The organism is Arthrobacter sp. B0427-1-12, assembly GCF_059092905.1.
Map to the genome: position 1 here is coordinate 1 of NZ_JBNHIC010000077.1, position 12,480 is coordinate 12,480.

Consider the following 12,480-nt stretch of genomic DNA (forward strand, 5'->3'; position numbering starts at 1 on the left):
CAGGATCCCGCTGGAGCACATCGCCGAGGGATACCACATCTTCTCAGCGAAGCTCGACAACTGCATCAAGCCGCTCATCGTCCCGAACGCAGGCTGAGGCACGTAACGCAACAACCCCGATAACAGCGCATAGGACGTGTCTGGGCTGTTGCGTGAGCGGGTAGTTCTGAAGTGACGTTGACCGGCACCTGCGGGGGCGCGCGATCCCGTTCAGTTCCGCACCGCGCTGGCTGAACTCGTTGTGATCGTCTTGCCTGCTGGTGTACTGGAGTCTGACCGCTCCCAACGGAAGAAACGATATGGTTCCCGCATCGATGATCGAATACCTCATCCCCCGGTTCCTCAGCCCCGACAACATGGCCCTGGCCCGCGGTTCACTCGACGATTTGGGCATCATTTCGCTGGAGGAATTTGATGCGGCCGCTTTCACCGGCCTGATGTCCTGGCCTGACGCGGTGGGACGGCACACCATCCTGTACTCGGAGAAGGCCATGATCCTGATCGACACCAACTCCTACGGGGACTTCTATGCCGGAGTCGCCCGGTACGATCCGCAGGTCCTGGCTTCCCGGGACCTCACCGTATTCCGCCCGGCCAGCGATCCCAGGGTCGACGGGACCATCTAGCCGCGCTTCTTCCATCCCTGATAAGTCCGATGTCACCACCGCAGGAACCGGTCGTCCTTAAACAGGCCGCAGCGGACGAGGAATCCTAACGGCATATTCTGTCCGGACGGAAGGCGGAAATACCGGTATCCCGGCCGGTGCGCCCGGCTGTCCCGGCAGGTAGTATGTGTTCCACATCCCCCGTACTGCCGTGAAGACTCCCGCGGTTCCTGGGACTGCACAGCGGGAGCGGGACATGATGACCGCGCACACCGGATACGAGCGGCAGCGCCGCACCGCCACCATCGCCTTTATCCTCTCCGGCCTGTCCCTGGGCGCCCTGTGGGCGCGCAGCCGCCGTGCCGGCGGTACGGCGGGACTTATGGAAATCGAAGCCTACCTGCACGGACTCCTCGCGCTTCCGGCCGCCGAACGGGACTGCCTGGCCCAGGCGCTCAACGGGTGCCTGCGCGAACGGCACTGCAGCTACCGGGCAACCTACAGCGGCAACAGCCGGGCCTGACCGGTCCCACCGTCGTGCCGGCCCATGGTCAGTTCTGGATTGACGGCGTGGAGCATCCCGTGGAGGAACCCATGGATAGGGTCAGTTCCAGGAACCTTCTCCGCCGGGCCGGCGTTCAGGCCTTCCCAGCCCCTATGGATGCGCAGCCGGTGTTCGGTCATGAGCCGGTCCGGGGTGCCGGACAGGTAGCAGTAGAGGTTGCACACCTATTCAGATCGCTTTGCGGACGTGGGATCGAGCGCCGGGCCGCTCAGCGGTTCTGCCTGCAGTCCGTGCTGACGATGTTTGCCGAAGACATAGGGCTGATGCCTGCGCAAACGTATACCCGGATCCTGCTGGATGCCAGGAACGGTGTGGATGCAGCTAAGAGGATCTGCGGGCTCTTGCGTCAGATGAGCGCCCCTGCAAATACTTCGGGCAGTAATTCCCGGGGAATCCCGTACTTCAACGGAGGGTTGTTCGCTGATATCTGTTCTGTGGATCTGACCGACGATGAGCTCGATTTGTTACGTTCAGTTTCCTCGGAGGTCCGGGCGGAGGTCCGGCCGGAGATTTTCGGCACGCTCTTGGAGGGATTCATGGATAAGGGCGAACGGCATGCCAGCGGGACTTATTTCACGTCGCGGGCGGACATCAGCAAAGTCGTCCTTCCCACCATCGTGGCTCCCTGGCGCCGGCGTCTGGATGCAGCAAAAGGAAGCATCGAAGCGCTGGAGCGGGAACTCCGTGCGCTCTCCAATTTTAGAGTGCTGGATCCTGCCTGTGGTTCGGGAAACTTCCTCTACGTCGCCTACCGTGAACTTCGCCGTCTGGAAAAGGAAGCCCGGGAATTGATTTCGGACCGGTGGCGGGAGGCACCTGCTGACCGGTCGTCGGCCTGCTTTGTCTCCCTTGATCACTTCTATGGCTTTGACATCAATCCCGTTGCTGTTGAAATCGCCAAACTAACGATGATGATGGCCGAAAAGCTCAGCTCGGACGAACTGCATGGTGGTCCCGTAACAGGACCGTTTGACGATCCGAATAATTCCATCCGGCATGCTGATGCGCTCTTCACCGCCTGGCCCAGGGTCGATGCGATCATCGGCAATCCGCCCTATTTGGGCAGGCGGAAGATGCGCCGCGAACTGGGTGCGGCCTATTCCAGCCGGGTCCTCGCTGCCCATCCCGAAGTTTCAGGCGCCGCCGACTTTTCCTGTTACTGGTTTACCCTGGCCCATGACGCGCTCAGGCCCGGCGGCCGCGCGGGCTTTGTCGCGACCAACACGGTCCGTCAGAACCATTCCCGGGAGTCATCACTGGATTACATCCTCGATAACAACGGCGTCATCACCGAGGCGGTTGCCGGCCAGCCGTGGTCGGGGGAAGCCGGAGCGACAGTCTCCATCATTGACTGGATGAAGACCGGTAACGGAGTCAAAGGACCTGAGACCGCAGTACTGTGGCTCGAAAACGGAACCGCCCGCCTCGAACTGCCAAGAATCTCATCATCGCTTTCCCCCCAGACAGATCTGCGCCGGGCACACCAACTGGCCGTCAACACGAAACCCAAGGTTTGCTTCCAGGGGCAGACACCCGGGGTAACCGGCGGCTACATCCTCAAAGAAGCGGAATGCAGAATAACCGAAAAAATCATGGCTGACTCTGCAGCCGCTGTTCACCCGTGTCTGGGAGGTCACGAGATCCTGCACGGCTTCGGTCCTACCGGATGGGTCATTGACATCGACGAACCCGATGCCCTCACAGCGGCCAGCCGTTACCCCTCAGCCATGGCCCATTTGAAAACGACGGTCTTGCCGATCAAGGAAGCAAGAGCCAGGGAAGAGTCTTCCCGCAACGCAGAGATCCTTGCCGGCAATCCAAGAGCTTGGCTGAACCGCCATCACCAGGGATTCCTCAGCAACTGGTGGCAGCTGAACTACCGGCGCCAGGAGATGCTCAAAGCCCTCGAACCCCTTGGCCGGTACATCGCCGTAGCCAGGGTATCCAGCGACAGGCGAATCCCCGTCTTCACCTTCATCGATTCCAGCATTCGGCTTGCAGATACTGCCCAGGCCTTCGCCTTCGACGATGACTATTCGCTGGGAATTCTGCAGTCATCGCTGCACCGGCTGTGGTTTCAGGCTCGCTGTTCAACCCTGCAGACCCGGCTGCGCTACACATCCACCACTGTCTTTGACAGCTTCCCATGGCCACAAAACCCATCCCCTCAGGCAGCCGAAAAAATCGCCGGGACAACGGCCGAGATCGTTGCGCTCCGTAACGACTATCTGGCCGAGGGCATAACCCTGGCCAAACAATACGACTCCCTGCGCACAGCCGAAAACAGCAGGCTCAGAGACCTGCACCACGCCCTGGACGAGGCCGTCGAGGAAGCCTACGGACTTCCCGCAACGACTGACCCGCTGGCACAGCTGCTCTGCCTGAACCAGAAAATCCATCGGATGGGCACCGATGGCGGCGGGCCCGGTCCAGCCGCCGCAGGTTCTGTCGGAACCCGTACAGCGACCGCGGCGAGATCCCCACGCGCAGCCCCGGGTCGTACCGGATGCTCCGGTGCGGGCCGAAGTGGAAGCTCAGGTCCACATCGTCATGCAGTTCCGGGTCCTCCCGGTGCACCGCAGCGCTGACCTGCTGCCAGGCGCAGCGCCGGAAGGCCATGTTCGACCCCCACAATGGCACATGCCCGAAAACCGGCCGCATTCCCAGCAGATAGGACTGCAGGTAGAGCGCGCCGGCCGCCCGCACCCAGGGGCGGGACAGGCCGTAGAAATCCGCGGTGCCGACCAGCGCATCCAGGGCCCGGGTCGGCGTAAAGGCGTCCCGGATGCGTTCCAGCCAGTGGACCGGCGGCGCCGAATCAGCATCACAGCGGACGACGACGGTCCCGGCCGCTGCGTCGTAGCCGGCCGCCGCGGCGGCCGGAATGCCGGGAGCCGATTCGACGACGACACGGGCACCATACCGGGCGGCGACCCGGGCACTGTCATCGGCGCAGTTGTTGTCCACCACCACGATCTCCAGCGGCCGGACGGTCTGGCACCCAAGGAGGCCCAGGCACTGGGCCAGCATCACGGCGCCGTCCTTGACCGGAATAACGACCGACAGCGACGGCTCCATCTCTGCTCCCTTCACCGGCCCGTGCCAGGTATCCGGCAGCGGCATCACCATGTCTTGGTGATGCACGGCGCCTGTCCCGGTTCCTGGCCCATCGTAGAACGTCAAGGGCTCCCGGGGTCTGGACGGGTGACGAACAGGCCGAAACCGGAGACAGGGGAAGCCGAAACGACTGCTTCCCGTTCGGCTCGATGATCCCGGCAAGGACCGCTGCTGCCGGGCGTACGCCGCGGGCAGACATCCGTCCGTCATGGGTTTTTAACGGGGGCCGGGTGCAGGCCCGGGCTCACCGCATCGGGTACGCCGCGACCCTCAACTCCTCCAGGTGCAGGGTGACCAGATTGCCCTCGAATTTCTCCCGGTGCAGCACCTCGACCCGGGTGTTCGAGCCGGCCAGGGTTTCGGTGTGCCGCTGGTGCCAGTGCCCGCAGAACACCAGTTCCGGTTCCGTGGCCCGCACGGCCTCGAGCACATGCAGCCGGCTCATCCGGGATTCCCGTGCCAAAGCCGCCAGCAACTTCCTGCCCAGCGAAGAGGTGACGTTGATGCCAGCCGGCGCCTCGTGGGTGATCAGCACATCCAGGGGTGCGTCCCCCAGGGCCTTGACGTCTTCGGCGGTCACGTCCTCTTGCGGCCACCAGGTCCTGCCCTCGGTGCGCCACTGCCTGTCGATCGAACGGGCACCGCCCAGGGCACCGAATCGGACTCCGTCCAGCTCCCAGCGGTGGCCGCGGGGCGCATAGAGCAGCCGGTCGCTGATGGTGCCGAAACCCTCGGCGTTCCGGGGCAGGGCGCGCAGCTTCGGGTGCACATCGTGGTTGCCGTCCACAAAAATGACTCTCAGGTCCAGTTCCTCCAGGTGCCGGACCAGCCGGCGGGTGAACTGCTGCCCGCCGGGCCAGAGCACCGCCAGGTCACCGACGTGGATGATGGTCCGGTAGCCGTCGGCGGCAGCCTTGACCAGGACCGTCTGCATCCAGGGGGTGTTCCCGTGCCAGTCTCCGGCAACCAGAACCTTCTCGCTGTTCTCCATGGTTCCTTCCCCTGCTCCCGCCTCCTGGCGCAGCGGTAGGAGCTTCTCCATCTTCGGTCAGGGATCCACCTGCAGGGAAGAAGGACTTTCCTGTCCGGATCTGTCCGGCCAGGGGGGTGAGAACGGCCAATAGCCAACGGCATCTGCTGTTCCCCGTCACTTCCGGGTGTTTCTGTCCGTGCGGAGCCGGAAAGTTCTTACCGGCGGGATCTGCTGTTAGCGGGGAGAATGAAGTCCGGTGCAAGCCAGGAGACGGTCATGGGCACTGAATCGGAACCGGCAGACAGCGAAACCCGGGACGGAGTCAGGGAGGTTCCCGGCCTCGTTCCCGGGACCTGCCTGAAGGCCAGGCATCCGTCGCGGAGGATTCGGGCGTTCTGCCGGACAGCCTTTCGGACAGGACACAGGACGGTGACGCAGACGTACGGGACAGTATGGCGGACCCTCCGGAAGGCTCCCCGCCGGCCCCCAGACCCAAAACGGCACCGCCAACGCTGCCGGCGGTATCGGGGATGCTGATGAGGCCGGCCAAACCGGGAACATCGGTGGGAATTCGTCCGCCCGCGGCCTGGTCCCTGGCCTCCATGAGGCCGCCGGACCGGCCGAGGAACAGGACATCCGGGAACCGGATGGCCGGGCATTAAACACCGATATCAGCCCCAGCGACTAAGCCGCTGCCTTCCATAACTTCGGCGAATTCCACGGTGACCGGCCAGCGGCCAGCTGTCGTCAGCGCGGTCGCTGTTCGGCGGCTTCGTCAGCATCAAGGCCGGTTTCCCGCACCGGCGGCGCGCCGCCGTCCCGTCCGGGGTCGGCGGTGTCGTCGGCGCAGCGGCCGTCTCCGGTTGCCCCGTTGGGTGGTTCCGGAATATAGATTCCGGCTGCGGTCAGGCGCCGGGCGGTTTCCCTGCCGCTGACCTGCTGTCCGACGGTTCCGTACCTGCCGGCCGGTACGACGGAGGCCACGACCGTATCGTCATAGACATGCACCAGGCTGAAAGACCTTCACACCGGCATTGTGCAGGGCGGCGGGAGTCCGGGCACTGACCATAAGGAGGCAGGCATCGCTGAATCCTCTGGTCCCGTGGGCCGCCTTGCGCCCGCCAAGGCCGGGAAGCCCCAGGCGATGGGTCGGGGGCGGTGACGACGGAGGGCCTGGGCCCCGCATCAGGTTCCTGCTGGTTAACTACGATCCCCTGCTACCTGTCCATGTAGATGCCGAAAACCACCGGGGAACTTGCCTGGAGCACGCTGTCGCTATGCAACCGCGATTGGCTCTAGCACTGATAACCGCACTTCCGTAAACCATTTCCCGTCCGGAACGTCCAGAACCACCTATGCGCCCTTGTCCGGTACGAATCCCGGCACATAGGCTGGGGAGCGGGCGGCGGGACGGGGGTCCACAGCACGGATCCGCAGAGCCGGCCCAGAAGGAATGCAGCATGACAACAGGAACAGTCAAATGGTTCAATGCGGACAAGGGCTTCGGCTTCATTACCCCTGACGACAACGGACCGGATGTGTTCGCGCACTTTTCCGCCATCTCCGCCAGCGGCTACCGCTCACTGGAGGAGAACCAGCGCGTCGAATTCGACGTCACCCAGGGCCAGAAGGGACCGCAGGCGGAGAACATCCGCCCGGTCTAAAGGGCCAGGCCTGAAACCGGCCCCAGGCAGGCTCCCGGATGGGGCAGGACGACACCACGAATCGGCGGTCGGCTCTCCAGCGTCCTAATAGCCCGCACTGCGTGAACCGGCGGACGGGAGTGCTCCTTCAGGCTCCCGTCCACCGGCGCCGTTTTTCACGACCCGGTGCAGTCCGTCAGAAAAAGCGCCGGCAGCTCCGGGCAGGCCAGCGCAGATCCTGGTGCTGTTCCCTCACCGGCACCTGAGATCCCCGGGCGGCTTCAGGTGCCCCGGGCCGCGATAGCTGAAGTCTGCCCCGGAACAGGCCAGGGACCCGGTGGAATGAACCCCTGCAGCCGGGCCCGGGGCGGCGTTAGGCCCGCCGGTTTCGGGTGGGCGTCGGTTCCTGGTGGGCGTCGGTTCCCGGTCCAAGGTACGGATCTGCCCGTCCCCGTCGCGTTCAGGCTCACTTCAGCCCAAGCCTGAGCCCGGCTTTGTTATTCAGGCAGCCGCGCTGCGGTAAGCCTCGGTGATCTGAGCCGGAATCCGTCCTCTTTCCGGGATGCTGTCGCTGTCTTTCTCAGTCTTCGCAGTCGCGGCAGTAGGCGACGCCGTCCTTCTCGCGCGCTTTCTGGGAGCGGTGGTGGACCAGGAAGCAGGATCCGCAGGTGAACTCATCGGCCTGAACGGGGATCACCCGCACATGCGGCTCCTCGCCTGGTTCCGGCCTGTCCGGACAGTCCCCCTCTGACACATCCGGACATGCCGGGACCCGGCGTCCGCCAGTGCACGTTCGCCACGATCACGCCGCCGGACCCGGAATCAGACCGGCCCAGCGCCGCGGGCAGCACAGGGATACCCAGGGAGCACCGGGACGGCCCGCCCATAGCCATAAACCGTCCCGACCGTCTTCCCTCTCCCTTCTGAAGCCGGATCCGAACACCGACGGCAGCGCATATGTCTGGATGGTCGGTCTCTGCACCGCCTCGGGCACGGACTCATTCCGGCGGACCGGCTGCGCGTAGGCAGCTCGGTCCGGAAGGACTGTCTGTGGCATGCAGCGGCGCCACAGGCGGTCCTTTGGCAGCCAGGTGCAGGGAAGCTCCCCTGGCAGTGCGGGCTTTGGCCCTCAGGAAGTCCTGATCGGCCGGGGTGAGCTGCACTTCGCCGTGCCGGTTCTGCCCCATATCGCCGGCGGCCTGCTGGATGGCGTTGGCGAGTGTGCGGGGCAGGACCACGCATCCCGGGTTCCGCAGCAGCCATTGCTGTGTGCCGGGGTCAAGCAGGTCCCACCACTGCTGAATCGGAAACTGTCCCATAGTGGCTCATCTCCTGGTCCGTGCCGGATGCAACTGACGGTAATTCCCGAAGCGCCGCGCAGGCCGCAGCGCCCTGCGGCTTTGGGCCGGAGACGGTTCCCCCGGCGGCGCTGCGGCAGGTCGGACGGCAAGGGCCTAGACGGTGCGCGTCCGGTCGATCACCGGTGCCGTCGCAGCGTTTTCCCGCACCGCCGTGATGGCCGCGGCCACCTGCGGCCTGTGCTCGAAGACCGGAAAAGACGACCGGACGGCCCTCACCGTCGGTCAGCCTGAACCGCAGTTTCCTGTCCCCGTCCCGCACAATCTCGAATCTGCCGGTCATGGTTCTCCCCCAAGGTTCCTCATTGAGCCGTCAGGGCAGGTCAGCGCCGCTGCGGCGGGTGCGAGGCTGCCCGGGCCAGCAACCTACCTGTGACTGCGGTCACCTTACACCCCGGAAGCGGATTATGACGCCGGCACCGGCAGAACCGCCGGCCGGCGCCGGGACCGCCGGGACCGCCGGTGGCCTGTGATTGCCGGTGGGCCCTGTTTTCCCCGGTGCGGCCCGTTCCTGCCTGCTGCCGGGCGCTCCGGTCGCCGGCCGGAAAGTGCGCCGGGCAGGCCCGGATAATCAGGGCCCGGATCCCGGGATCCGGCCTTATTGTTACGGAAAGGTCACGGCCGCCCTGTACGCGCAGCTGTGTTTTTCCCTACAGTCCGTAGTCAACCGGCCCTCTCAGGGCCGGTACGGTTTCGCATCTTCGGGCAACCAACCATGGGGGAACAATGAAAGATGACTTCACCGCCGGTAATGACGTCCTGCTCAGTGTCGCGCAGGTCGCCGCCCGGCTGCGGGTCTCACGCATGACCGTCTACCGGATGATCCGCAACGCGCGCCTGCCCGCGGTACGGGTCGGACACACCTACCGGATCAGCAGAAACCGGCTGGCCCGGTATCTGGACAACGCCCTGGTCTGCGCTCCCCCGCTCTGACCACAGCCCGGGTCCGGCCACAGCGCAGGCAGCCGGCGGGGAGGGCCTTCCCCGGTACCGGAGGGAACACAAGAACCGCGTCCCGGCGAGTGAGAACCCGGACCTGCCAGTCCCGGATACTCCCGCCGATATCAGCCCCTGCCGGCGAACCGTTCGACACACCGGCACCGATGACAATGTGGTGATCCACCCATGCCAGCCCCAAACACCCCGCAGCGGCCCCGGCACCGGCACGAGCTCCAGCCCCGGCAGGTTTCCCCGGCCGCTGGTGCTGAAGTGCCCTCCTGTCCCGGGTGCGGTCCGATGAGTTCCTTCACTTCCAGGAGTACCTCCCGGCCCGGACCCTGCCGGACCGCCGGCAGGAACCGGCCCACGCCGCCTACATCTGCAGCCGCTGCGGGAGCACCCGTACCCACCGGGTACCGGATATGTGGGCACGCCCCAACTGGGACTGGTTCGCCTGATATCGCGGGACTCCGCAGGACCGTAGGCCGGTTGGCCCGGAACCGTCACCGGAACCATGCCTGGATCGTTTCGCGGTGCCTTTATGGATGCGTTCTGATCTTCGTATCTCCCTGCCCGGAGGCCCGGTGGGACGATGCTGCCGGTTCGTCGGCTTCCGGCCGGTTATCTCTCCTGGCCTTCGCAGTCTCGGCAATACGCTGTCCCGTTCTCCTCACGGGCTTTTTTGGGAGCGGCGGTGGACCAGGAATCAGGTGAACCGGGGCCTATGTGCCGGGAGCAGATGCGGGGGGACAAGTCTCGGCACACAGACACCTAATGATTGATCGTTTACCGGCTGGCCCGCCATCCCCAAAATCGGGGAGCAACGCGCCATCCCTGCCCCGGCGCCCAACAACGCCCTGCGGCTCGAACGCCGGCAATAACGCATATGGCGCTGTCCCTTCCCTGGACAGCGCCATCGGAAGCAGGAATTCTTCTGTTAAAGGACCGCGGCCGGGATTGCAGCTGCATTCCCGGCCGCGGTGTTTTCCCTGCAAAAAGGAAACCCGGCTATGCTGCTTCGACGGCGGCGGCCGGCTCATTCCATGTGCCCGCGCCGGCGCTTCTGCCCCGTCTGAACGGTGGAACCATATTGAGGCAGGCTAGGTGGGGCGGTCCGGGCAAACCAACGCCTGGCTGGACCTCCCCCGCTTCGCCAAATGATGCCAAGACAGGGCAGCCGCTGTGTTAAACAGATCGGGGGTCTGGCGTTCTTGCCGCCAAGGCTCGGGCCGCTGCAGAACAAGGCCCAGTTCGACATCGTCTCCAAGCTGGTGCAGGCGGCCAAGGACTCCGGTGCCCGCGTCCTGGTGGGCGGCGAGCCGGAGACGGACCAGGCCGGCTACTTCTACCCGACCACCCTGGTGGCGGACATCGATAACGACAACCCGCTGGTCGCCGAGGAGCAATTCGGTCCGGCGCTGCCGATCAGCAAGTACTCCAGCGTGGACGAGGCCGTTGAGATGGCCAACTCGCTCGAGGTCGGCCTGGGCGCCTCGGTCTGGTCTTCGGATCCGGCGACGGCCCCGAGGTCGCGCCCCGGATCGAGGCCGGCACGGTGTGGATCAACAAGCACGGCGCCATCGATCCGCGCATTCCGTTCGGCGGCGCCAAGCAGTCCGGCTACGGCCTGGAGTTCGGCGTCGAAGGGCTCAAGCAACTCGGCGCCCCGCAGGTCATCGCCGGCTGGAAACCACCATAATGGGCAGCGCCAGGCAACACCCCTGACGCTGCCCATCATGCAGTTCGATTGGTCCTGTTCCACCCCCGGATACAGCCCGCGTCAGGCACATAAATGCCAATAACTGCGCATATGACGGGGTCGTCGGGTGGAGGGGCGGCTGCGCTGTGAGTCCACTGCTTTAGCGTCTTCCGGCGTGAAGTGCGAGTTCGAGTTCGAACCGTGCTTGCGGGTCTTGCAGCTGTTCGCCGAAAAGTTCGCGCAGCTGGGCTATCCGGTAGCCGACAGTCTGGGGGTGGATTTTGAGTTCTGCTGCTATCGGGGCTCTTTGGCCCCAATGCCGCAGCCATGAGTGCAGGGTTTCGGTGAGCCTGGCGCGTTGAGCCGGACGCAGGGTCTCCAGCGGTGCGAGTCGGCGCCGGGCCAGTTCGGTGATGGCGGTTGGTTCTGCGCCGAGGATCACCTGCACCAGGTGGTCCTCGGCCCAGAGCGGAGGGTCGTGGGGGTCCTGCCGGGGCGGCAGCACCGAGGCGGCCAGCATGGCCAGCCGCAGTGAGTCGGGTACCCGTTGCCAGCCTACGGCCGGTCCGACGGCAGCGGACCGGCCGTGTAGGACGGTCTCCAGTTCCTTCCGTGCGGCAGCAGTCGGCGGGGCCGGGACGAGGGCGACGGCATCGGTTTCGCGTTCAACGACCAGGGTTCTGGGACCCAGGCGCAGCCGCAGGCCGGCGGCACAGTCCAGCGGCAGCATGACCGCCGCGAGCCGTGGCGGCAGTGCCCAGTCGGCCATGGAAGCTGCCCGGCGCAGGGCCGCCTCGTCGGCCTGGCCCATCAGCAGCAGTTCCAGCAGCTCGGTACGGCGCCGTTCCATTGCTCCGGCGCGTTCAGACTGTTCGAAGGCGTAGGCCTCGGCGCTGACCGCGGAGAGCTCCTCGATGTAGGCCAGGATGGATTCGCCCAGATTCACGACAACGTTCGGGCCCAGCCCCTGCTCCATGGAGGCCCGGGACATCTCGCGCAGCGTCACCCGCGCTCCGATCCGGTATGCGCTCAGCAGGGCATCCATGCTGCGGCCCTGCCGGAACTCACCGCTGCCCAGACCGGCTACCACCTGCCGGCTCTCATCGGACAGGGCCGGCAGGCGGGTGCCGGGCAACTGGAGGAAACGGTCCAGCGCTTCGGCCACCCCGCGGTGCAGCCCGCGGCCGAACCGGCCCTCAAGGGGCAGGGCGTAGGCGGGCACCAGCTTCGGAACGGCGTCGATAATGGCTTCCACAACCCCGGGAACCATGGGCCGCAAAAGATCGCCCACTTCCTTCGGCAGCGCCAGCCAGGGCGGCCCGTATCCCTGTTGGGTTGGGGTGCTGAGCGGTCCGGACTCCACGGAGAACCCCCTAAATTGTTTCGCAATGATAGTTTTGCACATGTGATCGTATCCGGGACTAGGAGAAATACGGTCCCAGAAGCCATAGGCTTAAGGCATGATCCGGCTCCGCAGGCTGGCACGTGCCGCATCTGTTCTGACCACTCCACTGGCCCCGGAAGATTTTGCGTCCCTGTTCAACCCCGTGTCCTCCACCCGTCAGCTGCGCGGCGTGGTGA

The 12,480-nt window shown here is 65.3% G+C and carries 9 protein-coding genes and 4 pseudogenes; 7 read left to right on the forward strand and 6 right to left on the reverse strand.

Translation table 11 applies throughout. The features are described from left to right. Positions 1 to 299: 299 nt before the first annotated feature. The 3 genes from AC5RWU_RS22305 to AC5RWU_RS22315 all read left to right on the forward strand — a co-directional run bounded on the left by AC5RWU_RS22305 (position 300) and on the right by AC5RWU_RS22315 (position 3,758). Complete coding sequence (locus AC5RWU_RS22305; RefSeq protein ID WP_494037320.1) at positions 300 to 626, forward strand: hypothetical protein; 327 nt, start codon at positions 300 to 302, stop codon at positions 624 to 626. Between the two features lie 235 nt (positions 627 to 861). Beyond that, positions 862 to 1,128: a hypothetical protein gene (locus tag AC5RWU_RS22310; protein ID WP_494037321.1), complete on the forward strand. Its 267-nt coding sequence runs from the start codon at positions 862 to 864 to the stop codon at positions 1,126 to 1,128. Positions 1,129 to 1,187: 59 nt separating this feature from the next. After that, complete coding sequence (locus AC5RWU_RS22315; RefSeq protein WP_494037322.1) at positions 1,188 to 3,758, forward strand: DNA methyltransferase; 2,571 nt, start codon at positions 1,188 to 1,190, stop codon at positions 3,756 to 3,758. A gap of 100 nt (positions 3,759 to 3,858) precedes the next feature. Here the strand turns inward: AC5RWU_RS22315 and AC5RWU_RS22320 are convergent. The 3 genes and pseudogenes from AC5RWU_RS22320 to AC5RWU_RS22330 form a co-directional block, all read right to left on the reverse strand. Then, a pseudogene (locus AC5RWU_RS22320) lies at positions 3,859 to 4,497 on the reverse strand (glycosyltransferase family A protein); the annotation flags it as partial. A gap of 34 nt (positions 4,498 to 4,531) precedes the next feature. Further along, on the reverse strand, positions 4,532 to 5,329 hold the full coding sequence (locus tag AC5RWU_RS22325; protein WP_494037323.1) for a metallophosphoesterase family protein: 798 nt from the start codon (positions 5,327 to 5,329) through the stop codon (positions 4,532 to 4,534). A 678-nt stretch (positions 5,330 to 6,007) separates the two neighbouring features. Further along, complete coding sequence (locus AC5RWU_RS22330) at positions 6,008 to 6,268, reverse strand: hypothetical protein (RefSeq protein WP_494037324.1); 261 nt, start codon at positions 6,266 to 6,268, stop codon at positions 6,008 to 6,010. Positions 6,269 to 6,720: 452 nt separating this feature from the next. Here AC5RWU_RS22330 and AC5RWU_RS22335 point away from each other — a divergent pair, with 452 nt between their 5' ends. Further along, complete coding sequence (locus AC5RWU_RS22335; protein ID WP_493986604.1) at positions 6,721 to 6,924, forward strand: cold-shock protein; 204 nt, start codon at positions 6,721 to 6,723, stop codon at positions 6,922 to 6,924. A 559-nt stretch (positions 6,925 to 7,483) separates the two neighbouring features. Here the strand turns inward: AC5RWU_RS22335 and AC5RWU_RS22340 are convergent. Continuing rightward, positions 7,484 to 7,660 (reverse strand): annotated as a pseudogene (locus tag AC5RWU_RS22340) (DUF4193 family protein); the annotation flags it as partial. Between the two features lie 241 nt (positions 7,661 to 7,901). Then, positions 7,902 to 8,222, reverse strand: a complete 321-nt coding sequence (locus tag AC5RWU_RS22345; protein WP_494037325.1) for a hypothetical protein — start codon at positions 8,220 to 8,222, stop codon at positions 7,902 to 7,904. Between the two features lie 765 nt (positions 8,223 to 8,987). On the opposite strand from AC5RWU_RS22345, the gene AC5RWU_RS22350 reads away from it, so the two are divergent. Together AC5RWU_RS22350 and AC5RWU_RS22355 are read left to right on the forward strand one after the other, a co-directional pair. After that, on the forward strand, positions 8,988 to 9,194 hold the full coding sequence (locus AC5RWU_RS22350) for a helix-turn-helix domain-containing protein (protein ID WP_494037326.1): 207 nt from the start codon (positions 8,988 to 8,990) through the stop codon (positions 9,192 to 9,194). A 1,229-nt stretch (positions 9,195 to 10,423) separates the two neighbouring features. Then, positions 10,424 to 10,899 (forward strand): annotated as a pseudogene (locus tag AC5RWU_RS22355) (aldehyde dehydrogenase family protein); the annotation flags it as partial. A gap of 160 nt (positions 10,900 to 11,059) precedes the next feature. Here AC5RWU_RS22355 and AC5RWU_RS22360 read toward each other — a convergent pair. Continuing rightward, complete coding sequence (locus tag AC5RWU_RS22360) at positions 11,060 to 12,190, reverse strand: PucR family transcriptional regulator (RefSeq protein ID WP_494037327.1); 1,131 nt, start codon at positions 12,188 to 12,190, stop codon at positions 11,060 to 11,062. 169 nt (positions 12,191 to 12,359) lie between these two features. Between AC5RWU_RS22360 and AC5RWU_RS22365 the strand changes: the two are divergent. Then, positions 12,360 to 12,480: pseudogene (locus tag AC5RWU_RS22365) on the forward strand (ferredoxin reductase); the annotation flags it as partial.